This window comes from Streptomyces herbicida, from assembly GCF_032656585.1.
Classification (GTDB): domain Bacteria; phylum Actinomycetota; class Actinomycetes; order Streptomycetales; family Streptomycetaceae; genus Streptomyces; species Streptomyces herbicida.
Genome location: NZ_JAUYWJ010000030.1, coordinates 77,191 through 100,227, shown reverse-complemented (window position 1 = coordinate 100,227; position 23,037 = coordinate 77,191). Strand labels below are relative to the sequence as shown.

At 70.9% G+C, this 23,037-nt stretch carries 23 protein-coding genes; 11 read left to right on the top strand and 12 right to left on the bottom strand.

The features are described from left to right. The 3 genes from Q8A52_RS42360 to Q8A52_RS42350 all read right to left on the bottom strand — a co-directional run bounded on the left by Q8A52_RS42360 (position 1) and on the right by Q8A52_RS42350 (position 2,163). Positions 1–246: a chaplin gene (locus Q8A52_RS42360; RefSeq protein WP_316762366.1), complete on the bottom strand. Its 246-nt coding sequence runs from the start codon at positions 244–246 to the stop codon at positions 1–3. Positions 247–359: 113 nt separating this feature from the next. Continuing rightward, positions 360–1,001 carry a response regulator transcription factor gene (locus tag Q8A52_RS42355; protein ID WP_316762364.1) on the bottom strand — a complete coding sequence of 214 codons (642 nt, stop codon included), beginning with the start codon at positions 999–1,001 and terminating at the stop codon, positions 360–362. After that, positions 994–2,163, bottom strand: a complete 1,170-nt coding sequence (locus Q8A52_RS42350; RefSeq protein WP_316762361.1) for a GAF domain-containing sensor histidine kinase — start codon at positions 2,161–2,163, stop codon at positions 994–996. The genes Q8A52_RS42355 and Q8A52_RS42350 overlap by 8 nt, the downstream gene beginning before the upstream one ends. Positions 2,164–2,390: 227 nt before the next feature. On the opposite strand from Q8A52_RS42350, the gene Q8A52_RS42345 reads away from it, so the two are divergent. The 3 genes from Q8A52_RS42345 (at position 2,391) to Q8A52_RS42335 (ending at position 5,262) form a co-directional block, all read left to right on the top strand. Further along, positions 2,391–3,086 (top strand): SDR family NAD(P)-dependent oxidoreductase, encoded by a 696-nt coding sequence (locus Q8A52_RS42345; protein WP_316762360.1) that lies wholly within the window; start codon positions 2,391–2,393, stop codon positions 3,084–3,086. Further along, positions 3,083–4,219 (top strand): S-adenosylmethionine:tRNA ribosyltransferase-isomerase, encoded by a 1,137-nt coding sequence (locus tag Q8A52_RS42340; RefSeq protein ID WP_316762358.1) that lies wholly within the window; start codon positions 3,083–3,085, stop codon positions 4,217–4,219. Before Q8A52_RS42345 ends, Q8A52_RS42340 begins: the two co-directional genes overlap by 4 nt. A 299-nt stretch (positions 4,220–4,518) precedes the next feature. Continuing rightward, positions 4,519–5,262 carry a transglycosylase SLT domain-containing protein gene (locus Q8A52_RS42335; RefSeq protein WP_316762356.1) on the top strand — a complete coding sequence of 248 codons (744 nt, stop codon included), beginning with the start codon at positions 4,519–4,521 and terminating at the stop codon, positions 5,260–5,262. A gap of 82 nt (positions 5,263–5,344) precedes the next feature. Here Q8A52_RS42335 and Q8A52_RS42330 read toward each other — a convergent pair whose 3' ends face one another. Further along, on the bottom strand, positions 5,345–7,882 hold the full coding sequence (locus Q8A52_RS42330) for an ABC transporter ATP-binding protein/permease (protein WP_316762354.1): 2,538 nt from the start codon (positions 7,880–7,882) through the stop codon (positions 5,345–5,347). 228 nt (positions 7,883–8,110) lie between these two features. Between Q8A52_RS42330 and Q8A52_RS42325 the strand changes: the two genes are divergently transcribed. Both Q8A52_RS42325 and serB read left to right on the top strand, forming a co-directional pair. Next, positions 8,111–10,147 (top strand): streptophobe family protein, encoded by a 2,037-nt coding sequence (locus Q8A52_RS42325; protein ID WP_316762352.1) that lies wholly within the window; start codon positions 8,111–8,113, stop codon positions 10,145–10,147. Between the two features lie 146 nt (positions 10,148–10,293). After that, on the top strand, positions 10,294–11,502 hold the full coding sequence (serB, locus tag Q8A52_RS42320) for a phosphoserine phosphatase SerB (RefSeq protein ID WP_316762350.1): 1,209 nt from the start codon (positions 10,294–10,296) through the stop codon (positions 11,500–11,502). An 81-nt stretch (positions 11,503–11,583) separates the two neighbouring features. Here serB and Q8A52_RS42315 read toward each other — a convergent pair whose 3' ends face one another. The 4 genes from Q8A52_RS42315 to Q8A52_RS42300 all read right to left on the bottom strand — a co-directional run bounded on the left by Q8A52_RS42315 (position 11,584) and on the right by Q8A52_RS42300 (position 14,081). Continuing rightward, positions 11,584–12,102, bottom strand: a complete 519-nt coding sequence (locus tag Q8A52_RS42315) for a SixA phosphatase family protein (RefSeq protein ID WP_316762347.1) — start codon at positions 12,100–12,102, stop codon at positions 11,584–11,586. Between the two features lie 78 nt (positions 12,103–12,180). Continuing rightward, positions 12,181–12,387, bottom strand: a complete 207-nt coding sequence (locus Q8A52_RS42310) for a hypothetical protein (RefSeq protein ID WP_316762345.1) — start codon at positions 12,385–12,387, stop codon at positions 12,181–12,183. A 168-nt stretch (positions 12,388–12,555) separates the two neighbouring features. Further along, a complete protein-coding gene (locus Q8A52_RS42305; RefSeq protein WP_316762343.1) occupies positions 12,556–12,672 on the bottom strand; it encodes an SGM_5486 family transporter-associated protein in 117 nt (38 codons plus the stop codon). Between the two features lie 74 nt (positions 12,673–12,746). Beyond that, positions 12,747–14,081, bottom strand: coding sequence for a CynX/NimT family MFS transporter (locus Q8A52_RS42300; RefSeq protein ID WP_408649354.1), 1,335 nt, complete (start codon positions 14,079–14,081; stop codon positions 12,747–12,749). 70 nt (positions 14,082–14,151) lie between these two features. Here Q8A52_RS42300 and Q8A52_RS42295 point away from each other — a divergent pair, with 70 nt between their 5' ends. Beyond that, a complete protein-coding gene (locus Q8A52_RS42295) occupies positions 14,152–14,844 on the top strand; it encodes a FadR/GntR family transcriptional regulator (protein ID WP_316762339.1) in 693 nt (230 codons plus the stop codon). Here Q8A52_RS42295 and Q8A52_RS42290 read toward each other — a convergent pair. From Q8A52_RS42290 to fabG, 3 genes are all read right to left on the bottom strand, one after another. Further along, a complete protein-coding gene (locus tag Q8A52_RS42290; protein ID WP_316762337.1) occupies positions 14,822–15,172 on the bottom strand; it encodes a hypothetical protein in 351 nt (116 codons plus the stop codon). The two genes, Q8A52_RS42295 and Q8A52_RS42290, sit on opposite strands and share 23 nt — an antisense overlap. A 182-nt stretch (positions 15,173–15,354) precedes the next feature. Further along, complete coding sequence (gene fabI, locus Q8A52_RS42285) at positions 15,355–16,122, bottom strand: enoyl-ACP reductase FabI (protein ID WP_316762335.1); 768 nt, start codon at positions 16,120–16,122, stop codon at positions 15,355–15,357. Between the two features lie 5 nt (positions 16,123–16,127). Then, complete coding sequence (fabG, locus tag Q8A52_RS42280; RefSeq protein ID WP_316762332.1) at positions 16,128–16,847, bottom strand: 3-oxoacyl-[acyl-carrier-protein] reductase; 720 nt, start codon at positions 16,845–16,847, stop codon at positions 16,128–16,130. 473 nt (positions 16,848–17,320) lie between these two features. On the opposite strand from fabG, the gene Q8A52_RS42275 reads away from it, so the two are divergent. The 3 genes from Q8A52_RS42275 to tyrS all read left to right on the top strand — a co-directional run bounded on the left by Q8A52_RS42275 (position 17,321) and on the right by tyrS (position 21,579). Further along, on the top strand, positions 17,321–18,844 hold the full coding sequence (locus Q8A52_RS42275; protein WP_316762329.1) for a TldD/PmbA family protein: 1,524 nt from the start codon (positions 17,321–17,323) through the stop codon (positions 18,842–18,844). Continuing rightward, on the top strand, positions 18,841–20,244 hold the full coding sequence (locus tag Q8A52_RS42270) for a metallopeptidase TldD-related protein (RefSeq protein ID WP_316762328.1): 1,404 nt from the start codon (positions 18,841–18,843) through the stop codon (positions 20,242–20,244). Before Q8A52_RS42275 ends, Q8A52_RS42270 begins: the two co-directional genes overlap by 4 nt. Positions 20,245–20,310: 66 nt before the next feature. Further along, on the top strand, positions 20,311–21,579 hold the full coding sequence (gene tyrS, locus Q8A52_RS42265) for a tyrosine--tRNA ligase (protein WP_316762325.1): 1,269 nt from the start codon (positions 20,311–20,313) through the stop codon (positions 21,577–21,579). Between the two features lie 66 nt (positions 21,580–21,645). On the opposite strand, the gene Q8A52_RS42260 is transcribed toward tyrS, so the two are convergent. Continuing rightward, positions 21,646–21,927, bottom strand: a complete 282-nt coding sequence (locus tag Q8A52_RS42260; protein ID WP_316762323.1) for a GlsB/YeaQ/YmgE family stress response membrane protein — start codon at positions 21,925–21,927, stop codon at positions 21,646–21,648. Positions 21,928–22,187: 260 nt separating this feature from the next. On the opposite strand from Q8A52_RS42260, the gene Q8A52_RS42255 reads away from it, so the two are divergent. Both Q8A52_RS42255 and Q8A52_RS42250 read left to right on the top strand, forming a co-directional pair. Further along, positions 22,188–22,586 carry a DUF3099 domain-containing protein gene (locus tag Q8A52_RS42255; RefSeq protein WP_316762321.1) on the top strand — a complete coding sequence of 133 codons (399 nt, stop codon included), beginning with the start codon at positions 22,188–22,190 and terminating at the stop codon, positions 22,584–22,586. Positions 22,587–22,812: 226 nt separating this feature from the next. Then, the gene (locus Q8A52_RS42250; protein ID WP_316762318.1) at positions 22,813–23,037 is read left to right on the top strand and encodes a hypothetical protein; all 225 of its coding nucleotides are present in this window, start codon (positions 22,813–22,815) and stop codon (positions 23,035–23,037) included.

The following is a 23,037-nucleotide window of genomic DNA, read 5'->3' as shown; positions in this document are numbered from 1 at the left end:
TCAGTGGTTGAGGCCCACGTTGCCGAAGGCCGGGTTCAGGGCGCCGATGACGTTCACGCTGTTGCCCACCACGTTCACCGGGACGTGCACCGGGGCCTGGATGACATTGCCCGAGACGACGCCCGGAGAGCCCTTGGCCTCGCCGCCGGCCCACGAGCCGTTCGTGGCGGAGGCCATTCCGGCACCGGCTGCCAGCAGGCCGCCGGCCACCATCGTCACGGCCGCTGCCTTCTTCAGGTTCTTCACTTTCAACCCCTCCTTGGCGATCGCCGCGGCAGTCGCCGCAGCACGCACTGGAGAACGGCGGAGATCGCCGGAGGGTGCGCCGTCCGGGTGACATTCCCCCGACGGTATGAATCTCACCCTGTCACACCGTGACGAACGGCCCACAGCGCCGCCTGGGTCCGGTCCGCGAGGTCGAGTTTCATCAGGATGTTCGAGACGTGCGTCTTGACGGTCTTCTCGGACAGGACGAGGGCGCGGGCGATCTCGCGGTTGGAGCGGCCGTCCGCTATCAGGCCCAGCACCTCGCGCTCCCGCTCGGTGAGCGAACCTCCCCTGATCTGGCCCGAGTTGGCCTCCTCCTGGGAGAGCAGCACGCCGGCCACCTCCGGCTGGAGGAGGATGTGCCCGGCGTGCACCGAGCGGATGGCGCCGGCCAGCGCGTCGGGGTCCACGTCCTTGTAGACGTATCCGGCGGCGCCCGCGCGCAGGGCCGGGACCACCGTGCGCTGCTCGGTGAAGCTGGTGACGATGAGCACGCGCGCGGGGTTGTCGAGTTCGCGGAGCCTGCGCAGCGCGTCGATGCCGTCCATGCCCGGCATCTTGACGTCCATGAGGACCACGTCGGGCTTGAGTTCCTCGGCGCGGGCGATCCCTTCGGTGCCGTCGGCCGCCTCGCCGACGACCTCGATGTCGTCCTGCACCTCCAGGAAGGTGCGCAGGCCGCGGCGGACGACCTGGTGGTCGTCGACCAGCAGCACCCTGATTGCGTCAGCCACCGGGGACCTCCATCTCGATCGTGGTGCCCTTGCCGGGCGCGGACTCCACCGTGAGCGAGCCGCCCACCCCGGCCGCCCGGTCCCGCATCGAGACCAGTCCCAGATGACGTCCCGCACGGCGGATCGACGTCGGCTCGAAGCCGCTGCCGTCGTCGGCGACGCACAGGACGGCTCCCGAGGCGCGGCGGCCCAGGGTGACGTCCACATGCTTCGCCCCGGAGTGCCGCAGAGCGTTGTGCAGGGCCTCCTGGGCGACGCGCAGCAGTGCCTCCTCCTGTGCGGCGGGCAGGGCGCGGAAGCCGTTCGAGGCGAAGGACACGCGTGCGCTGTGGGCGCGGTCGAGGACGTGGATCTGGGTGCGCAGGGTGGCGACCAGGCCGTCCTCTTCGAGCGCGGCGGGGCGCAACTCGACCACGGCGGAGCGCAGTTCGTCGGCGGCCTCGGCAGCGAGCCGGGCCACCTGGTGCAGCTCGCCCTTGGCGCGGGACGGGTCGCGGTCGACCAGGGCCGCGGCCGCCTGGGCCGTCAGGCGCAGGGAGAACAGCTTCTGGCTCACCGCGTCGTGCAGTTCGTGGGCGAGCCGGGAGCGCTCCTCGGAGATCGTCAGCTCGCGGCTGCGCTCGTACAGGCGCGCGTTGGTGAGGGCGATCGCGGCGTGCTGGGCGAGGATGGCCAGCAGCTCCTCGTCCTCCTCCGTGAAGCCGCAGCTTCCCTCGGGCTCGGGACTCGGGGGGTGTCCCCCCACCGGGCGCAGCTTGTTCGCCAGGAACAGCGCCCCGATGATCTCGTCGCCGTCACGGATCGGCAGGCCGAGGAAGTCGGACATCTCGGGGTGGGCGGCCGGCCAGCCCTCGAAGCGCGGGTCCTTGCGCACATCGGCGAGGCGCTCCGGCCGCGCCTCCTGGAGCATCGCGGCGAGGATGCCGTGCTGACGCGGGAGCGGGCCGATGGCCTTCCACTGCTCGTCGCTGATCCCGTCGACGACGAACTGGGCGAAGCCGCCGTGGTCGTCCGGGACGCCGAGGGCGGCGTACTGCGCGTCGAGCAGCTCACGGGCCGAGGCGACGATCGTCTTGAGGACGTCGCGCACCTCCAGGTGCCTGCTCATGGCCAGCAGCGCGGAACTCACCGCGGCGAGGCCGGACCGGGGGCCTTGACTCATGACCTCACGGTACCGGCGGGGTGTGACAGTGCGGATCGGACCAGTGGCGGCCCGGCCTGGGCCGGTGGCCCTAGTCCCCGTGTCGTAGGTCTCCGGCCCCGGACGTGCGGCTTAGGGCGAAGGACCGCGCCGGTCTGCGCCCCGCGTCCGAGGCGGCCGGGGCGGTCCCGTTCCTAGGTTGATGCCACCGCCGATCGAAGGACGGCGCGGCAGAGGGGACGGTTGTCATGCCGGTAGCGATCATCACGGGGGCCTCGAAGGGCCTGGGACGGGCGCTCGCCGAGGCGCTGGCCGCGCGCGGCTGGGATCTGGTGCTCGACGCCCGGGGCGCCGAGGCGCTCACGGCGGCGGCCGCGGCCGTGTCCGGGCACGGCACGCGGGTCGAGGCGCTGCCGGGGGACGTCACGGACGCGGGGCACCGGGCCGAGCTGGTGGCGGCGGCGTGGAAGCTGGGCGGTATCGATCTGCTGGTGAACAACGCCAGCGCGCTGGGCGCCGAGCCGCTGGTGCGACTGGCGGAGCTGCCCCTGAAGGGGCTGCGGCGGGCGCTGGAGGTGAATGTGGTGGCCGCGCTGGGCCTGGTCCAGGAGGCGCTGCCGCTGCTGCGGGAGTCCCCGGCGGGCGCGGTGGTCGCGGTCAGCTCGGACGCGGCCGCCGAGGCGTATGAGACCTGGGGCGGCTACGGGGCGTCCAAGGCGGCCCTGGACCAGCTCGCGGCGGTGCTCGCCGAGGAGGAGCCAGGGCTGCGGGTGTGGGCGGTCGACCCCGGGGACATGGCCACGGAGCTGTATGCGGCGGCCGTACCGGACGACGAGGATCCACGGCCGGAGCCGGCGGGTGTGGTGCCCGCCTTTCTGCGGCTGCTGGACGAGCGTCCGGCGAGCGGCCGCTATGGGGCGCCCTCCCTGCTGGAGGGGCGATGACGCTGGCGCTGCGCGTGCCCGAGGAGCTGTCGGCGCGGGTGCCCGCCGAGCAGCGCGGGCCGGGGCTGGGGCGGGATTCCGTACGGCTGCTGGTGTCGCGCGGGACCGAGGTGTCGCACCACGTGTTCGCGGCGCTGCCGCGGCTGCTGCGGGCCGGGGACCTGCTGGTGGTGAACACCTCGCCCACGCTGGCTGCCGCGGTGGACGGGCGGATCGGGCACGCGCGCGTGGTGGTGCACTTCTCCACGCTCGGGGATGACGGGCGGTGGGCGGTCGAGCTGCGGGATCCGGACGGGCGGGGCACCACGCGCGCGCGTGGCTCAAGCGGGGCGCGAAGCGCTTCTTGGAAGGGTGGTGGCGGGAGAGGGACGGGAGGGCCCGCGGGGACGGAGGTACGGCTTCCCGGGAGTGCGCGGCTGACTCTGGAGGAGCCGCTGAGCCCACGGGGCGAGCGGCTCTGGTGGGCGCGGGTGGCCGGGGCGGAGGTGACCGGGCTGCTGCGGGAGCACGGGCGGCCCATTCGCTACTCCTATACGGAGCGGGATCAGCCGTTGTCCGTGTATCAGACGGTGTTCGCCCTGCCGTCGGCCGACGGGACGGGCAGCGCGGAGATGCCGAGTGCCGCCCGTCCCTTCACACCGCGGCTGGTGGCGGAGCTGGTGAGCCGGGGTGTGCAGTTCGCGCCGGTCATGCTGCACACCGGGGTGGCGTCGGCGGAGGCGCACGAGCCGCCGTATCCGGAGCGGTACGCGGTGCCCGAGGCGTCGGCGCGGCTGATCAACAACGTGCGGGCCGGGGACGGCCGGGTGGTCGCGGTCGGTACGACGGCGGTGCGGGCGGTGGAGTCGGCGGCCGGGGCGGACGGGACCGTGCGTGCGGCCGAGGGGTGGACCGATCTCGTGGTGACGCCCGAGCGGGGGGTGCGGGTGGTCGACGGGCTGCTGACCGGGCTGCACGAGCCGGAGGCCTCGCATCTGCTGATGCTGGAGGCGATCGCGGGGCGGGCGGCGGTCGACCGCAGCTACGAGGAGGCGCTGCGCGGGCTCTATCTGTGGCACGAGTTCGGCGACGTGCATCTCATCCTGCCGGAGGAGAGCCCTGACACAGAGCGTTGCTTTGGCAACTTTGGGTGAGGAAACCTCATCCGCGATGTGAGCCCGCGCATAGGGTGCGGATCACGTACGAACGGACATAGGAGATAAACCACCGCGTCCCGAACGGGGCAGACGTTCCAGTCTGTCCCATTTTGCCCTTCCCCGATCCACTATCCAGGGTCGTACGTCACACCTTTGCCACGAGATTTTGCGGCCGCTAAGAATTGCTCTCGTCGCCGGACGCCGCGGGTTTTCGCCCCGCGGCGTTCGTACGGGCCGGACCCGGTCCGCCGTCGGACAGAAGGCGACTCCGCGCTATTCGAAGAGGTCCATCTGCCATGCACAAGAACACCAACACTCGTGGTCTCAGTCGTCGCCTGACCAAGCACCACAAGATCGCGATCGCCGGCGTCGCCGCCCTCGGTACCGCCGCCATCGCCTTCTCGGCGGTTCCCAGCAGCGCCGAGACGATCACGACCGGGGCTCCCTCCGCCGAGGCCCGGGTGGCGTACAGCACCGAGCAGATCAAGGACGTCAAGGGCTCGGTCACCGACCAGCTCGCCACCCAGACGGTCAAGATCCAGGAGATCGCGGCGCAGAAGAAGGCCGCCGCCGACGCGCTCGCCAAGAAGCAGGCCGAGACCGCCGCCAAGGCGAAGGCTGTCGCCGAGGCCGCCAAGAAGGCCGCCCAGGAGCGCTCCGCCAAGCAGGCCGCGAGCCGGACCGTCGAGCGTGCCGCGGCCAAGCCCGCGAAGTCCTACGCCAACAACCTGGACGGCTGGATCCGTGAGTCCCTGGACATCATGAAGGCCAAGGGCATCCCGGGCTCGTACAGCGGCCTGCACCGCAACATCATGCGGGAGTCCTCCGGCAACCCGATGGCCATCAACGACTGGGACATCAACGCCATCAACGGCATCCCGTCGAAGGGCCTGCTCCAGGTCATCCCGCCGACCTTCAACGCGTACCACGTGCCCGGCACCTCGTGGAACATCTACGACCCGGTCGCCAACATCACGGCCGCCTGCAACTACGCGGCCGACAAGTACGGCTCGATGGACAACGTCAACAGCGCGTACTGAGGCCGCGCGGACCTCTTCTCGCGTACGCCGAAGGGCGGCACCCCCAGCCGGGGTGCCGCCCTTCGGCGTCGTACGGGCCCGGTTACTTGCGCATGACCTCGGGCTCGTGGCGGCGCAGGAAGCGGGCCACGAAGAAGCCGCAGATCACACCGAGGGCGATCAGGGCGGCCATGTCCACGCCCCAGGCGCCGACGGTGTGGTCCCACAGCGGGTCGGTGCCTGCGCCGTCCTTGGGCGGGCTGATCTTGTTGAAGTCCAGCGTGGCACCCGCGGCCGCGACCGCCCAGCGGGACGGCATCAGATACGAGAACTCGTTGACGCCGATCGAGCCGTGCAGCGTGAACAGACAGCCCGTGAACACGACCTGGATGATCGCGAACATGACCAGCAGCGGCATGGTCTTCTCGGACGTCTTCACCAGCGAGGAGATGATCAGGCCGAACATCATCGAGGTGAAGCCGAGCGCCATGATCGGCACGGACAGCTCGACGATCGTCGCCTTGCCGAGGACCAGGCCCTCCTTCGGGATCTCACGGCTGGTGAAGCCGATCACACCGACCAGCAGGCCCTGGAACACGGTGATCATGCCGAGCACGAACACCTTGGACATCAGGTACGCCGAGCGGGACAGGCCGGTCGCGCGCTCCCGCTCGTAGATCACTCGTTCCTTGATCAGCTCACGGACCGAGTTCGCGGCACCCGCGAAGCAGGCGCCGACCGCGAGGATCAGCAGGACCGTCGTTGCCGTGCCGTTCGGGATGATCCGGCCGGTCTGCGGGTTGGCCGGGTTGGGCAGCAGGCCCTTGTCGGAGTCGATGAGCAGGCTCACCGCGCCGAGCACGGCCGGCAGGATCACCATCAGGGCCAGGAAGCCCTTGTCGGAGGCGATCACCGACACATAGCGGCGTACCAGTGTGACGAACTGCGACATCCAGCCCTGCGGCTTCGGCGGCTTCATCGCCTGCATCGGAGGCATCTGTACGGCCTGCGGCGCAACGGCGTCGATGTCCGCGGCGTACATCTGGTAGTGCTGCGAGCCCTTCCAGCGGCCCGCCCAGTCGTAGTCGCGGTAGTTCTCGAAGGCGGAGAAGACATCGGCCCAGGTGTCGTAGCCGAAGAAGTTCAGCGCCTCCTCCGGCGGGCCGAAGTAGGCGACCGAACCACCCGGTGCCATCACGAGCAGCTTGTCGCACAGCGCCAGCTCGGCCACGGAGTGGGTGACGACGAGGACCGTACGGCCGTCGTCGGCGAGGCCGCGCAGCAGCTGCATGACATCGCGGTCCATGCCCGGGTCGAGGCCCGAGGTCGGCTCGTCGAGGAAGATCAGCGACGGCTTGGTGAGCAGTTCCAGGGCCACCGAGACGCGCTTGCGCTGCCCGCCGGAGAGGGAGGTGACCTTCTTCTCCTTGTGGATGTCGAGCTTCAGCTCGCGCAGCACCTCGTCTATGCGGGACTCGCGCTCGGCAGCCGTGGTGTCGGCCGGGAAGCGCAGCTTGGCCGCGTACTTGAGGGCCTTCTTGACGGTCAGCTCCTTGTGCAGGATGTCGTCCTGCGGGACCAGACCGATGCGCTGGCGCAGCTCGGCGAACTGCTTGTACAGGTTCCGGTTGTCGTAGAGGACGTCGCCCTGGTTGGCGGGCCGGTAACCGGTGAGCGCCTTCAGCAGCGTCGACTTGCCGGAGCCGGAGGGGCCGATGACCGCGATCAGCGACTTCTCCGGGACGCCGAAGGAGACGTCCTTCAGGATCTGCTTGCCGCCGTCGACCGTGACGGTCAGATGCCGCGCGGAGAAGGAGACCTCACCGGTGTCGACGAACTCCTCGAGGCGGTCGCCGACGATACGGAACGTAGAGTGGCCGACGCCGACGATGTCGGTCGGGCCCAGCAGCTGCGAGCCGCCCTTGGCGATCGGCTGGCCGTTGACGTACGTGCCGTTGTGCGAGCCCAGGTCACGGATCTCGAAGCGGCCGTCGGGCGTCGAGTGGAACTCGGCGTGGTGCCGGGAGACCTGGAGGTCGGAGACGACCAGTTCGTTCTCCAGGGCACGGCCGATGCGCATCACACGACCCAGGGAGAACTGGTGGAACGTGGTCGGGCTGCGGTCACCGTAGACCGGCGGCGCCCCCGCGCCACCACCGGGCACCTGCTGCGCGTACGGCTCGGCCGGCCCGCCCTGCTGCTGCGGAATCGGCGCGGCCTGCTGCGGCTGCTGCCAACCGGCCTGCGGGGCCTGCTGCTGCGGCGGGGCCTGCTGCGCCCAGCCGGCGCTCGCGCCCTGCGCGGCGTACGGCGCGGCCTGCGGCTGCTGCTGGGCGGCGGCACCGGACAGGTTCAGGCGCGGCCCGTCGGTCGCGTTGCCGAGGTGCACGGCGGATCCGGGGCCGATCTCCATCTGACCGATCCGCTGCCCCTGTACGAACGTGCCGTTGGTGCTGCCATGGTCCTCGATGACCCAACTGCGCCCGTTGAAGCTGACTGTGGCGTGACGCCAGGAGACCCTGGCGTCGTCGAACACGATGTCTCCCTGCGGATCGCGTCCGAGTGTGTAGGTCCTGGACGAATCGAGCGTCCAGGTCCGTCCGTTTGATTCCAGTACGAGTTCCGGCACTCCATGCCCCACTGAGTTGTCCCCCGAGTTACCCCCATCACAGGGAGTCTAGGGATGTCGAACATCGTGGGGAACTATTTCAGGCTCGGCCCCCTGACCGAAAGTCGGGCCTTGTGATGAACGCCGCCGAGCGCTTCAACTGCTCCCGTTGACGGGGTTGAAACCGACCCGGAGAGTGGTAATCCCACGCGAGGGGGACACGAGCGGCCGCCGGCCGCGCCGCGGATCGGGGGGTCTGCCATGAGCTCTGCCACGGAAGTCGAGACCGCTGGGCACGGCGCGCGGCTGCCGTGGGCAGACGTCCTGCTGTCCGCGATCGCTGCGGTGAGCTGGGCGTTGATAGGAATGGCGGGCACGGCCGCGCTCGGTCTGCATCTCCTGCAGGCGGACGCGGCGGGCTCACTGGGCCCGATGACGGCGGCTGTTGTGGCGCTCGGGGCGGGTGGTTCGGTCACGCCGTCCGGTGATGTGTCCGCTTTCGGCCTGAAAGGCGCGGAGGCGCACACCGCCATCGAGATCACGCCACTCGGGGTGAGCCTGGTGGGCGCCCTGCTGCTGTCGTGGATGTTCCTACGGTCCTTGCGCACGGCCGGAGTTGTGATCGCACCGGCCGAACTCCTCGCGCGCGCGGGCGCGGTGGTCGCGCTGATGGTGGCGACGCTGGGCGGGCTGGCCTGGGCGGGGCACGACGTCATCACGATAGACGGGGGTTCGATCGGCCTCGACAAGCTGCCCGGGCTGGGCGGCGGTGGGGGCAAGGGCGGCGGGCTGAGCATCCCCGGGCTCGGGGACATCGGCGGACTGCTGCCCGACCGCATCGGCGACCTCGTCCACGCGAAGGCGGCGGTGGGCTTCACGGTGGACACCGCACCCACCCTCCTCGGCGGACTCGGCTGGTCCGCCGGCATCCTCCTGATCGCCCTGCTGGCCTCTCGCCGCACTCCCCTGCCGCGCGGCTGGGAGGCCGTGCACCGGGTCGTCCGGCCCGCGGCCTCGGCGCTCGTCACCGTGCTGGTCGTGACCGTGGCCGCCGGGCTCGCGGCGGCGGCGTACGCGGCGATCGGCGACGACCACCCGGGGCGCATCGCGGGTGCGGCACTCCTGGGCGCGCCCAACGGGGTGTGGCTCGGCATCCCCGTCGGCCTGCTCGTGCCGTGGGACGGCAAGGCGACCGGCGCACTGGCCACGGTGCTGCCGCACCCCCTCGACGAGCTGCTGAGCGTGAAGTCCGACCAGCCGGTGACGCTGGGCCGGCTGGCGGACCTGGACGGGCGGGTGTGGCTGCTGGGGGTGGCGGCGGCCCTGATGATGCTGCTCGCGGGCGTGCTCACGGCGGTTCGCACACCGGTGGAGGCGGGGGTCGGTACCGCTGCGGCTCCGGGGACGGGTGTACGCGGTTCCGGTGCCCTCGGTTTCGCGGGGCGGTGCGCGCTGCGGCTGGGGATCGCGACCGCGCTGGCGCTGCCCCTGCTCGCCCGGCTGACGGATGTGTCCGTGGACGCCTCGCTGTCCGTGCTCGGCTTCGACGCGTTCGGCGCCGGGATCGAACTCCACGGCCATCTCGGCATGGCGCTGCTCCTCGGGGCCGCCTGGGGCGCGGGAGCCGGAGCGGCCGGGGCGCTGCTGGCCCGGGCCACCGGCGCCGCGGGACGACGGGCGGCACCGCTGGCACTGGGTGACGCGGGGGACGGCACCGGGTATCCGGAGCGCGCCGGACACGCCTGGGGCGGCGATGCGGTGAGCGCCGGGCAGTCCGGCCCCTACGTGCCCGGTACGCCGTACCGGCCGCCCAACCCCGACACGAACCCGTACCTGCAGGTGCCGGACGAGCTGCGGGAACCCGGGCGGAACTTCCCGCGCACCCGACCCGCTCCTGGGGCGTCGCCGGCTCCTGGCAGCAGCCGGTTCCCCGACGGGGGCGGTCCCTACGGCGGTGCCGGGCCGTACGGCGGGTCCCGGCCGTACGGCCGTGCTCGACGGGCCGATGGCGCCCCGTCCTACGGCAGCACCCGGCCAACCGATGACCGCGACGCTCGGGCCCCGGACGATGCGCACTCGCCCGGTGCTCCGCCGCCGGCCGCCGACGTGTACGGCGCGCCCACCATGGCCCGGCCGTTCGACCCGCCGCCGCGCTCACCACGGCACCGCCCCGGGCCTCGCCCCGGGGACCGGCCCCCTGATGCCTCCGGCTCCGACGACGGTCCCCCGCCGCCACCTCCGCCGCCACCTCCCCCTCCGCCTCCGCCTCCGCCCAGGAGGCCGAAGGGACGCGGCTGATGCAGGGCCCGCCCGACGATCGTCGGGTGATCTGCTCGTGCCCATGAAGTAAGGCGTCGGACACTGCTCCGTCACCCACTGTTCCCTGTCCGCTAGGCGGACCGCATGGGCAGTAGGCACTGGGTGCCGGATACGGTGGATACACCATGAGCGCTTCGCAGACCTCCGAGGTCCCCACCCTCCTCGTCAAGATTTTCGGCAAGGACAGGCCGGGCATCACGGCCGGCCTCTTCGACACCCTTGCCGCCTACTCCGTCGACGTGGTCGACATCGAGCAGGTCGTCACGCGCGGCCGGCTGGTGCTCTGCGCGCTCGTGACCCAGCCGCCCGCCGGGGTGGAGGGCGACCTCCGGGCCACCGTGCACAGCTGGGCCGAGTCGATGAAGATGCAGGCGGAGATCATCTCCGGTCACGGCGACAACCGCCCGCGCGGCCACGGCCGCTCCCTGGTGACCGTCCTCGGCCACCCGCTCACCGCCGAGTCGACCGCCGCCATCGCCGCCAGGATCGCCAAGGCCGGCGGCAACATCGACCGTATCTTCCGGCTCGCCAAGTACCCGGTGACCGCGGTCGAGTTCGCGGTGTCCGGTGTGGAGACCGAGCCGCTGCGCACCACCCTGGTGTCCGACGCGGCCGCGCTCGGCGTCGACATCGCGGTCGTGTCGGCGGGGCTGCACCGACGGGCCCAGCGCCTGGTCGTCATGGACGTGGACTCCACCCTCATCCAGGACGAGGTGATCGAGCTCTTCGCCGCGCACGCGGGCTGCGAGGACAAGGTCGCCGAGGTCACGGCGGCCGCGATGCGCGGAGAGCTGGACTTCGAGCAGTCGCTGCACGCGCGCGTGGCCCTGCTGGAGGGGCTGGACGTCTCGGTGGTGCAGAAGGTGCGCGGCGAGGTGCGGCTGACGCCGGGTGCGCGCACCCTGATCCGTACGCTCAAGCGCCTCGGCTACCAAGTGGGCGTGGTGTCCGGCGGATTCACCCAGGTGACGGACGATCTGAAGGAGCGGCTGGGGCTGGACTTCGCCCAGGCCAACACCCTGGAGATCGTCGACGGGAAGCTGACCGGCAGGGTCACCGGCGAGATCGTGGACCGGGCGGGCAAGGCGCGGCTGCTGCGCCGGTTCGCCGCCGAGGCCGGTGTGCCGCTCTCCCAGACCGTGGCGATCGGCGACGGGGCCAACGACCTGGACATGCTGAACGCGGCCGGGCTGGGCGTGGCCTTCAACGCCAAGCCCGTCGTCCGCGAGGCCGCGCACACCGCGGTGAACTTCCCCTTCCTGGACACGGTGCTCTATCTGCTGGGCGTCACCCGGGAAGAGGTCGAGGCGGCGGACACGCACGACGAGGCCTGAGCCACCCGACCGGACGCATACGAGGGGCCCCGCACCAGCGCGGTGCGGGGCCCCTCGCTGCATACCGTCACACGGCCGGGGTCACTCGGACGGCGCCCAGTAGTCGATCAGCTCGCCCGCGCCCGGCTCCAGGCTCTTCCAGGAGCCGCTGTAGGACACGACGGCGAAGGCGGCGGCGGGGAAGCCGCGGCGGTTCATCCGCTCACGGGCGCTGTCGTCGGACGAGCCGGACAGGATCTCGGCCAGGCCGTGCACCCCTGGGTTGTGACCGATCAGGATCACGTTCTGGGCGTCGTCCGGGACCTCGTTGAGCACGGCGATCAGCTCGCCGGGCGAGGCCTCGTAGAGCCGCTCCTCATAGACGGTTTTCGGCCGGTGCGGGAACTCGTGGACGGCGAGCTTCCAGGTTTCGCGGGTACGGACCGCGGTGGAGCACAGGGCCAGATCGAACGGGATTCCGGTGTCGGTCAGCTTGCGTCCGGCGACTGCGGCGTCCGTGCGGCCCCGCTCAGCGAGGGGCCGCTCATGGTCGGTCACCTGTGGCCAGTCGGCTTTCGCATGCCGGAAGAGGACAATCCTGCGGGGTTCTGCGACGCTCATGGGCCCAGCTTCGCATGAAACAGGCCACGCGGCGCAGGGAGTTGACATGCGGATTTGCTGTGCGGGACGGCACTGCGACTAGCGCGCGACCAGCTGCTGCGCACGCTCGACGAGATGGGTGACCGCGGGGTCGCCGGTGGCCGCGTGGGCGTCCGACGGGTTCAGTATCAGCAGAAGCAGGGTGACGAAGGCGAGCGCGGGCAGGGCGAGGGCCCACCAGGGCAGCCGGATGTCGACGCCGCCCGTGGTCGCCGGGTGGGGCCGGGTGTGCGTACGGGCCGACATGATCGCCTCCGCTGGTCTGCGAGTGGTCCGTGACCGCATCCCGCGGGCACAACTCGAAACTACGGAATCCGCCGCCGCCAACCCATCCGGTGATCCACCCACTTGACCCTGACACTCACCCCCTAGGGGATGGTGGTGCTAGCCCCACCATCGGCCGCGGGGCCGTGGTCAGGGGGACGCGATGGTCGCGACGATGGCGATGAGCACGAAGATGACGAGGAACGCGCCGAAGACCATCAGCATCTTCTTCTGGCCGTTCGGGGGGTTCGGGTCGAGCACAGGCATGCGGCCAGTCTCGCACCCTTCTCTCCTGCCGGGACTGCCGGGGTGAGCTGGGCGGGTGAGTTCAGCATGTGAGCTCAGCGGCCCGCCTCGTCCTCCACGGTCCGGTTCCGGCCCGCCAGGACGCCGACCACCATCTGCGGGAGCATCAGGCCGGCCATGAGGGCGATCGGCAGGCCCCAGCCGCCGCTGTGCTGGTAGAGCACGCCGACCAGCAGCGGCCCGGGGATGGAGATCAGATAGCCGGTGCTCTGCGCGAAGGCGGAGAGCTGGGCGACACCCGCGCCGGTCCTCGCCCGCATGCCGACCATAGTGAGGGCCAGCGGGAAGGCGCAGTTGGAGACGCCGAGCAGCAGGGCCCAGGCCCAGGCACCGGCGGCCGGGGCGAAGTACAGCCCCGCGTAGCCGGCCAGACCGCACGCGCCGAGCGCCAGCACGATCGGCCCCTGGTGGGGCAGCCGGGTGGCCAGCCGGGGGATGACGAAGGCCAGCGGCACGCCCATCACCATGGTGACGGCGAGGAGCACCCCCGCCGTGCTCGCCGCGACACCCGCGTCACGGAAGATCTGCGCCATCCAGCCCATCGTGATGTAGGCGGCGGTGGCCTGGAGCCCGAAGAAGACAGCGAGCGCCCAGGCCGTACGGCTCCGGGTGATCCGCAGCGCGGGCGGCTGCTCCGCACGCGCGCGTGCCTCCCGTCCCGGCTCCCCGGGTACGGGCGCCGCATCCTTGCGGTGCCGGGCCAGCGCGACCCACGGCAGGGCCGCCGCTGCGGCGAGCACCGCCCAGACGGCGAGCCCCGGCTGCCAGCCGCCGCCGAGCGCGTCGGTCATCGGCACGGTCACCGCCGCGGCCGCCGAGGTGCCGAGGGCGAGGGCCATCGAGTACAGGCCGGTCATGGAGCCCACCCGGTCCGGGAACCAGCGCTTGACGATGACCGGCATCAGGACGTTGCTGACCGCGATGCCCATGAGGGCGAGCGCGCTGGCGGCCAGGAATCCGGCCGTCGACCCGGCGTAGGGCCGTATGAGCAGCCCCGTCGTGATGGCGACCATGCCGGCGCACACCACGGCGGCCGGTCCGAAGCGGCGGGCGAGGCGGGGTGCCATGACGCCGAAGACGGCGAAGCAGAGCGGGGGCACCGAGGTGAGGAGTCCGGCCACGCTGCCGCTCATGCCCAGCCCGCCGCGGACCTCTTCGAGGAGCGCGCCGAGGCTGGTGATGGCCGGGCGGAGATTCACCGCCGCGAGCACGATGCCGACGACGACCAGCCGCGTCGCCCACGCGCGCGTGGCGGGGGCCGGGGTGCCGTCGACGGCCGGGGCCCCGGCGCGTTCGGCGTCCGGGGCCGTGGTGGATTCGGTTGTCGACGTCCTCGTCCGGGTTTCCTCGCTCACCATGCTGTCCATCATAGAATCATGGGATGATTGGTTGTCCATCCCCGGGTCGGCTTCTCCCGGCCCTCTCGTGCGAAGGTGAGCCATGCCCCTGAGCCACCCCCGCCGCTCGGCGCTGTCCGAGCAGGTCATCGCCGAGCTGCGGAACCAGATCACCTCGGGCGAGTGGCCGGTCGGCTCGCGCATCCCGACGGAGCCGGAGCTGGTCGAGCAGCTGGGCGTCGCCCGCAACACGGTGCGCGAGGCCGTCCGGGCGCTGGCGCACAACGGCCTGCTGGACATCCGCCAGGGCTCCGGCACCTTTGTGGTCGCCACCAGTGAGCTGGCGGGCGTGATGCACCGCCGCTTCTCCGGCGCCGACCCGCGGCACATCGCGGAGCTGCGCTCCACGCTGGAGTCGGCGGCGGCCAAGCTGGCCGCCGAGCGGCGCACCGAGAAGGACCTCAAGCAGCTCGACGCGCTCCTCGTACGGCGCGAGGAGGTCTGGGCGTCGGGTGACGCGGAGGCCTTCGTGGCGGCGGACGCGACCTTCCATCTGGCGGTGGTCGCCGCCTCCCACAACGAGGTCATGACCGCGATGTACGCCGACCTGGGCGAGGTGCTGCGGGACTGGCTGCGCGCGGACGTCGGCGAGGTCCTCACGCCCGAGACGCACATGGACCACGCCCGGCTGGTCGACGCGATCCGGGCGGGTGACACGGAGGCGGCCGCGGCGGAGGCCGCGAGCTATCCGTTCCTGTGCCGTCCGGGGCGGTTCAGCCCGCCTTCTGGTGGCTGATCCACACCGAGCCGACTTCCTTCCAGCACCGGCCGGAGAGCCGTACGGTCATCGCGGGCCCGGTGTCGACCGGGTCGCCGTCGGTGTCGAGGTCCCACCAGCGGGCGCACTCGATGTGCAGGCTCACGCGATCGGTGTCGACATAGGGGTTGTGGCAGTAGGCCACGACATGGGAGCCGCGCACGCTCGTACGGCACTCCGCCCCGAACAGCGACGGGGCCGGGGATCTCTTGTCCTTCACGCGTGCGTGCGGCATCGCCTCGTACGGCAGGGACAGCACGAGAGCGACGGCGACGGTCAGTGAGGCCAGGCTGTGGGACAGGCGCACAAGGGGACCTCCTCGGCCGTGCTGGGGAGGAACTTCGCGAGGGGGACTCGCACTCCAGAGTGCGCCGTCGCGGCACGTCCGCGCCCGGCCGGTGAGCCGAACGGGTGACACACGCAAGGACCGGGGCCCGCACCCCCGAAGGGTGCGGGCCCCGGTCCTGGCTCAGGCCTCGGCGGTGACGATCAGGCGCCGACGGCGTGCAGACCGCCGTCCACGTGGATGATCTCGCCGGTGGTCTTCGGGAACCAGTCGCTCAGCAGGGCGACCACACCGCGGCCGGCCGGCTCGGGGTCCTTGAGGTCCCACTCCAGGGGCGCGCGGTTGTCCCAGACGGACGCGAGCTCCGCGAAGCCGGGGATGGACTTGGCCGCCATGGAGCCGATCGGGCCCGCGGAGACGAGGTTGCAGCGGATGTTCTGCTTGCCCAGGTCACGGGCGATGTAGCGGCTGGTGGCCTCCAGGGCGGCCTTGGCCGGGCCCATCCAGTCGTACTGCGGCCAGGCGAACTTGGCATCGAAGGTGAGGCCGACGACCGAGCCGCCGTTCTGCATCAGCGGCAGGCAGGCCATGGTCAGCGACTTCAGGGAGTACGCCGAGACGTGCATGGCCGTGGCGACCGACTCGAACGGAGTGTTGAGGAAGTTGCCGCCGAGCGCGTCCTGCGGGGCGAAGCCGATGGAGTGCACGACGCCGTCGAGGCCGCCGAGCTCCTCGCCGACCACGTCGGCCAGGCGCGCGAGGTGCTCGTCGTTGGTGACGTCGAGCTCGATGACCTTGGTGGGCTTGGGGAGCTTCTTGGCGATGCGCTCGGTGAGCGTGGGCCGCGGGAACGCGGTCAGGATGATCTCGGCACCCTGCTCCTGGGCCAGCTTGGCGGTGTGGAAGGCGATGGAGGACTCCATCAGCACACCGGTGATCAGGACGCGCTTGCCCTCGAGAATTCCGCTCATGGTGATCAGTGACCCATTCCCAGTCCGCCGTCAACAGGGATGACGGCTCCAGTGATGTACGAGGCGTCGTCCGAGGCGAGGAACCGCACCGTTGCGGCGATCTCCTCCGGCTGGGCGTACCGGCCGAGCGGCACCTGCGCCATGATGGTGGCGCGCTGCTCGTCGGTGAGCGCCTTGGTCATGTCGGTGTCGACGAAACCGGGCGTGACGACGTTGAACGTGATGTTGCGCGAGCCCAGCTCACGGGCGAGGGAGCGCGCGAAACCGACGAGGCCGGCCTTGGAAGCGGCGTAGTTCGCCTGGCCGGGGCCGCCGTAGAGCCCGACGACCGACGAAATGAGGACGACGCGGCCCTTCTTGGCGCGCAGCATGCCACGGTTGGCGCGCTTCACCACGCGGAAGGTGCCGGTGAGGTTGGTGTCTATGACCGAGGTGAAGTCCTCCTCGGTCATACGCATCAGGAGCTGGTCCTTGGTGATGCCGGCGTTGGCGATGAGGACCTCGACGGGGCCGTGCTCGGCCTCGATCTCCTTGTAGGCCTGCTCCACCTGCTCGGCGTCGGTGATGTCGCACTTGACGGCGAGGCAGCCCAAGTCCGTCAGGGCGGCCGGCGGCTCACCCGAGCGGTACGTGATCGCGACCTTGTCGCCGGCGTCGGCGAAAGCGCGGGCGATGGCGAGGCCGATGCCCCGGTTGCCTCCGGTGACGAGAACCGAGCGGCTCAACGGATCACCCTTTCGATAGCGGTCTGACACACCCGCCCGAACAGCTGGATGACAGGCGGCTTCATCGAAAACCTATCGGTACGGGGCCGCCGGTGGTGAAGCGGGCACCGACAGTGGCATGCGGGCGTCGCTGTCGGATCCCTACAGTTTCGACCGGGTGGCGGTGCGCCGGAGCAAGGCCGGCGGATCAATGAGCGGGGCGCACCGCGGATGCCCGGCTCGTCGGGCGTCCACGGTCAGGCGCGAATGTCACTCCTCCGGTCCCGCGTGGCGCCATAATGCCACCTCGTGATCACTCTGAGGGTACGAGTGCGCGGCGGTTCCGGGGCGGCTCGGCGCAGCGCCGCGCGGATATCCGCTACGGCCCCGTGGTGGCCGCGCGACATACTTCACTGCGGCGCATTCACCTCGCATTCACCTCGCAAGACATCCGCTTGAGCAGAAGAGAACTCATCGACTTGGGGGAGCCTCCTGTGGCCCACGGAATCGATCCGACATTTCTGGCGCTACCCCTACGCGCCCTGGCCGACGCCGCGCTGGCACGCGCGCGTGCGCTGGGGGCCGAGCACGCGGACTTCCGGTTCGAGCGGGTGCGCAGCGCGTCCTGGCGGTTCAGGGACGCCAAGCCCGCCGGCTCGTCGGACACCACCGACCTCGGGTATGCCGTGCGGGTCGTGCACGGCGGTACCTGGGGCTTCGCGTCGGGCGTGGACCTGACCCTCGACGCCGCCGCCAAGGTCGCCTCGCAGGCCGTCGCGATGGCGAAGCTCTCCGCCCAGGTGATCCGGGCGGCCGGGTCGGAGGAACGGGTCGAGCTCGCCGACGAGCCGGTGCACACCGACAAGACCTGGGTCTCCTCGTACGAGATCGACCCGTTCTCGGTGCCCGACGAGGAGAAGTCGGCGCTGCTGACGGACTGGAGCTCGCGTCTGCTCGCGGCGAGCGGCGTCGATCACGTCGACGCGTCGCTGCTCACCGTGCACGAGAACAAGTTCTATGCCGACACCGCGGGGACCGTCACCACCCAGCAGCGGGTACGGCTGCATCCGCAGCTGACGGCGGTCTCGGTCGACGAGTCGAGCGGCGAGTTCGACTCGATGCGGACCATCGCGCCGCCGGTCGGACGCGGCTGGGAGTACCTCACCGGTACCGGCTGGGACTGGGACGGCGAACTGGAGCAGATCCCGGAGCTGCTCGCGGAGAAGATGCGCGCGCCGAGCGTGGAGGCGGGCCCGTACGACCTGGTCGTCGACCCGTCCAATCTGTGGCTGACCATCCACGAGTCCATCGGCCACGCGACCGAGCTGGACCGGGCGCTCGGCTACGAGGCCGCGTACGCCGGCACCTCGTTCGCCACCTTCGACCAGCTCGGCAAGCTCCGGTACGGCTCCGACCTGATGAACGTCACCGGTGACCGCACCGCCGAGCACGGCCTGGCCACCATCGGGTACGACGACGAGGGCGTCGAGGGGCAGTCCTGGGACCTGGTGAAGGACGGCACGCTCGTCGGCTACCAGCTGGATCGCAGGATCGCGAGGCTGACCGGGTTCGACCGGTCCAACGGGTGCGCGTTCGCCGACTCCCCCGGGCATGTGCCCGTGCAGCGCATGGCCAATGTCTCACTCCAGCCGGATCCGGCGGGGCTGTCCACGGAGGACCTCATCGGGGGTGTCGACCGGGGCATCTATGTCGTCGGGGACCGGTCCTGGTCCATCGACATGCAGCGCTACAACTTCCAGTTCACCGGGCAGCGCTTCTTCAGGATCGAGAACGGGCGGATCACCGGTCAGCTGCGGGACGTCGCCTACCAGGCGACGACCACCGACTTCTGGGGCTCCATGGCGGCCGTCGGCGGCCCGCAGACCTATGTCCTGGGCGGTGCCTTCAACTGCGGCAAGGCCCAGCCGGGCCAGGTGGCCGCCGTGTCGCACGGGTGCCCCTCCGCCCTCTTCAAGGGCGTCAACATCCTCAACACCACCCAGGAGGCGGGTCGATGAGCGCGGGCAGCAACAAGGCGTACAAGCCGCACGAGATCGTCGAGCGCGCACTGGAGCTGTCCCGGGCGGACGGCTGCGTCGTCATCGCCGACGAGCACTCGACCGCGAATCTGCGCTGGGCCGGCAACGCGCTGACCACCAACGGCGTCACGCGCGGGCGCACCCTCACCGTCGTGGCGACCGTGGACGGCAAGGAGGGCACGGCCTCCGGTGTCGTCTCCCGCTCGGCCGTGACCGCGCAGGACCTGGAGCCGCTGGTCCGGGCCGCCGAGGCCGCCGCGCGCGGCGCCGGGCCCGCCGAGGACGCACAGCCGCTGGTCACGGACGTACCGGAGTCGCCGGACTTCACGGACGCGCCGGCCGAGACCTCGTCGGCGGTGTTCGCGGACTTCGCCCCGGCGCTCGGCGAGGCCTTCGCACGCGCGCGTGCGGGCGGCCGTGAGCTGTACGGCTTCGCCAACCACGAGCTGGTGTCGACCTACCTCGGCACATCCACGGGTCTGCGGCTGCGGCACGACCAGCCCAACGGCACGCTGGAGCTCAACGCCAAGTCCCCGGACCGTACGCGTTCGGCGTGGGCCGGTCGCTCCACGCGGGACTTCAAGGACGTCGACCCGGGCGCGCTCGACGCCGAGCTGGCCGTGCGCCTCGGCTGGGCCGAACGGCGTGTGGAGCTGCCCGCGGGCCGCTACGAGACGCTGCTCCCGCCGACCGCCGTGGCCGACCTGCTGATCTACCAGCTGTGGTCGGCGTCGGGCCGGGACGCCGCCGAGGGGCGCACGGTGTTCTCCAAGCCGGGCGGCGGCACCCGTCTGGGCGAGAAGCTGACCGAGCTGCCGCTGACCCTGCGCAGCGACCCGAACGAGCCTGGCCTGGAGTCCGCGCCGTTCGTCGTCGCGCACTCCTCCGGCGGCGATCAGTCGGTGTTCGACAACGGGCTGCCGACGGGCGCCGTCGACTGGGTCGGGAACGGCGAGCTGAAGCATCTGACGACCACCCGGCACAGCGCGGGGCTGACCGGGCTGCCGGTGGCCCCGGCGGGCGGGAACCTGATCCTGGACGGGGGCGAGGACCGCTCGCTGGAGGAGATGGTCGCGGCCACCGAGCGCGGGCTGCTGCTGACCTGCCTGTGGTACATCCGCGAGGTCGATCCGGCGACGCTGCTGCTGACGGGTCTGACCCGGGACGGCGTCTATCTCGTCGAGAACGGCGAGGTGACCGGCGAGGTGAACAACTTCCGGTTCAACGAGTCGCCGGTGGACCTGCTGGGGCGGGCGACCGAGGCCGGGCGCACGGAAAAGACGCTGCCCCGGGAGTGGAGCGACTGGTTCACCAGGGCTGCGATGCCTGCGCTGCGGGTGCCGGACTTCAATATGAGCTCTGTCAGTCAGGGCGTATAACCTCGTAGGCGTTCGCAGTCGGCTGTCACCCGGCTGCCCGAAGATCACCAAGGAGACGCGAGAACCGTGACGGACATCGTCGACGAGCTGAAGTGGCGGGGGCTGATCGCCCTCTCCACGGACGAGGACGCATTGCGCAAGGCGTTCGCGGACGGTCCCGTCACGTTCTATTGCGGCTTCGACCCGACCGCGCCCAGCCTGCACCTCGGCAACCTCGTGCAGATCCTGACGATGCGCCGGATCCAGCGGGCGGGCAACCGACCGCTGGGCCTGGTCGGCGGGGCCACGGGTCTGATCGGCGACCCGAAGCCGACGGCGGAGCGGACGCTGAACGACCCCGAGGTGGTGGCCGGCTGGGTGGCGCGGCTGCGCGGCCAGATCGAGAAGTTCCTGGACTTCGACGGGCCGAACGCCGCGACGATGGTCAACAACCTGGACTGGACCCAGGGTCTGTCGGCCATCGACTTCCTGCGCGACATCGGCAAGCACTTCCGGGTCAACAAGATGATCTCGAAGGAGGCCGTCTCCCGGCGGCTGCACTCCGACGCGGGTATCAGCTACACCGAGTTCAGCTACCAGATCCTGCAGGGCATGGACTTCCTGGAGCTGTACCGGAGATACGGCTGCACGCTGCAGACCGGTGGCAGCGACCAGTGGGGCAACCTCACGGCAGGCGCCGACCTGATCCACAAGGTCGAGCCGCACGTGGCGGTGCACGCGCTGGCCACGCCGCTGATCACCAAGGCGGACGGCACCAAGTTCGGCAAGACGGAGTCCGGCACGGTCTGGCTGGACCCGGAGCTCACCACGCCGTACGCGTTCTACCAGTTCTGGCTGAACGCGGACGACCGGGACGTGTCGAAGTTCCTGCGCATCTTCAGCTTCAAGTCCCGCGAGGAGATCGAGGAGCTGGAGCGGCAGACCGAGGAACGTCCGCAGGCGCGGGCCGCGCAGCGTGCGCTGGCCGAGGAGCTGACGACGCTGGTGCACGGCGCCGACCAGACGGCCGCCGTGGTCGCCGCGTCCAAGGCCCTGTTCGGTCAGGGCGAGCTGGCGGACCTCGACGGGAAGACGCTGGCCGCGGCCCTGTCCGAGCTGCCGAACATCCAGGTCACCGAGCTCGGCCCGGTCGTGGACCTGTTCGCCGAGGTCGGCCTGGTGGCCAGCAAGTCGGCCGCGCGCCGCACGGTCAAGGAGGGCGGTGCCTACGTGAACAACGCCAAGGTCACGGCCGAGGACGCGGTCCCCGCCAAGGAGGAGCTGCTGCACGGCCGCTGGCTGGTGCTGCGCCGGGGCAAGAAGAACCTGGCCGCGGTCGAGGTCACGGGCGCCTGAGACACGGAGAAGGGCGGCTTCCCGGCAGGGGAGCCGCCCTTCTGTGTGCCGGTGACGGGTCCGCCGTCAGACCCGCTGCTGCTTCTTGTTGCCCCACAGCGCCATGTACGCCATGTCGCCGAGGGCGACGATGATGATCGCGGCGATGAGCTGGAAGAGGTGCCGGGTCCAGTCGATGCCCCGGGTCTGCGCGACGCCGAACGCCGCGGCGATCGCGTTGCCGGCGACGGCGCCCAGGATGCCGAAGATGGTGACCAGCCAGAGGGGGCTGTGCTGCTTGCCGGGGATGATCGCCTTGGCGATCAGACCCAGCACGAATCCGACGATGATCGCCCACAACCAGCCCATGGCTGCCTCCTCGTCCGGCTCGACGTGAGCACTACGGTCAGTCTCGGCCCGTCCGCCGTACGGCGCATGTCGGGTACGGCCGGACGGTTTACGACCGTACGCAGCCCGGCGCAGGACGTTCGCCCAGGCAGGAGGCGACCCGGTCTCGAAGGCTGCGCAGGCGCGGCGTAACGTTGATGACGGCCCGGCCCGGTTCCCCGACCGTGCGGGGAATGGTTGTGGGCCGGGGAGAGTCCGATGCGGGCGGATGGTGGAATGTGATGCGGAAGCAGCACGGCGGAGGCAACGCCCAGGTGTTCCGGATCACCGGAGCCCGGACGGGCCTGGCCGAGGACGTGCGCGGCCGGCAGCGCCGGTACATCATCTCGATGACGGTCCGCACCATCTCGGTGATCCTCGCGGCAACCCTCTGGAACGTCGAACGGCACGTCGCGATCGTGGCGTTGGTTCTGGGGGCGCTCCTCCCCTATGTCGCCGTGGTGATCGCCAACGCGGGCCGGGAACGGCCGCAGTCCCTCCCGTCGACTTTTGTGGCCGCGCCGACGCGGCCGATGATCGCCCCTCCCCGGGCCGAGGACACGCAGGCGGAATCCGTCCCGGAGGATGTACTGACCGATCCGGCACCGGGGGTCCGCAGTGAGCGGCCCGATCCGGCGTGACGGTGACCGGCGCCAGGTAAACGGACGGCGACTCCGCACCAAGCTCAAGAAAAGCTCAGATCAATCATGCAGTTCCAGTGCCGGGCGGCGGGTGACCCATGACATACTGCGTACGCGCTCCGCATCCCCCGTCGGAGCGACGGACCGACGCCGGGCAGCTCCCCCCGTGGCTGCTCGGCGTCGCCTTTTCTACAGCGCTTTTCAGCCATTCCTGTGAGACGAACCCGTGAGTGACGAGACCCCGATCTGCTCCGCCAAGGGCTGCCGCATCGACGCCGTGTGGGTACTGGCATGGAACAACCCGAAGATCCACACACCGGACCGCCGCAAGACATGGCTGGCTTGCGAGGAGCACCGGGAGCATCTGTCGCAGTTCCTCGGGGTGCGGGGATTCCTGAAGGACGTCGTCCTGCTGACCGAATGGGAATCGTCGGCCGAGGAGTCGTCCTGA

What these genes read in the sequence shown, in the direction of transcription:
- Q8A52_RS42350 (WP_316762361.1), bottom strand. Translation starts at nt 2,163, where the DNA reads ATGAGTCAAGGCCCCCGGTCCGGCCTCGCCGCGGTGAGTTCCGCGCTG.
- Q8A52_RS42345 (WP_316762360.1), top strand. Translation starts at nt 2,391, where the DNA reads ATGCCGGTAGCGATCATCACGGGGGCCTCGAAGGGCCTGGGACGGGCG.
- Q8A52_RS42340 (WP_316762358.1), top strand. Translation starts at nt 3,083, where the DNA reads ATGACGCTGGCGCTGCGCGTGCCCGAGGAGCTGTCGGCGCGGGTGCCC.
- Q8A52_RS42335 (WP_316762356.1), top strand. Translation starts at nt 4,519, where the DNA reads ATGCACAAGAACACCAACACTCGTGGTCTCAGTCGTCGCCTGACCAAG.
- Q8A52_RS42325 (WP_316762352.1), top strand. Translation starts at nt 8,111, where the DNA reads ATGAGCTCTGCCACGGAAGTCGAGACCGCTGGGCACGGCGCGCGGCTG.
- serB (WP_316762350.1), top strand. Translation starts at nt 10,294, where the DNA reads ATGAGCGCTTCGCAGACCTCCGAGGTCCCCACCCTCCTCGTCAAGATT.
- Q8A52_RS42315 (WP_316762347.1), bottom strand. Translation starts at nt 12,102, where the DNA reads ATGAGCGTCGCAGAACCCCGCAGGATTGTCCTCTTCCGGCATGCGAAA.
- Q8A52_RS42310 (WP_316762345.1), bottom strand. Translation starts at nt 12,387, where the DNA reads ATGTCGGCCCGTACGCACACCCGGCCCCACCCGGCGACCACGGGCGGC.
- Q8A52_RS42305 (WP_316762343.1), bottom strand. Translation starts at nt 12,672, where the DNA reads ATGCCTGTGCTCGACCCGAACCCCCCGAACGGCCAGAAGAAGATGCTG.
- Q8A52_RS42300 (WP_408649354.1), bottom strand. Translation starts at nt 14,081, where the DNA reads ATGATGGACAGCATGGTGAGCGAGGAAACCCGGACGAGGACGTCGACA.
- Q8A52_RS42295 (WP_316762339.1), top strand. Translation starts at nt 14,152, where the DNA reads ATGCCCCTGAGCCACCCCCGCCGCTCGGCGCTGTCCGAGCAGGTCATC.
- fabI (WP_316762335.1), bottom strand. Translation starts at nt 16,122, where the DNA reads ATGAGCGGAATTCTCGAGGGCAAGCGCGTCCTGATCACCGGTGTGCTG.
- Q8A52_RS42270 (WP_316762328.1), top strand. Translation starts at nt 18,841, where the DNA reads ATGAGCGCGGGCAGCAACAAGGCGTACAAGCCGCACGAGATCGTCGAG.
- Q8A52_RS42260 (WP_316762323.1), bottom strand. Translation starts at nt 21,927, where the DNA reads ATGGGCTGGTTGTGGGCGATCATCGTCGGATTCGTGCTGGGTCTGATC.
- Q8A52_RS42255 (WP_316762321.1), top strand. Translation starts at nt 22,188, where the DNA reads ATGCGGAAGCAGCACGGCGGAGGCAACGCCCAGGTGTTCCGGATCACC.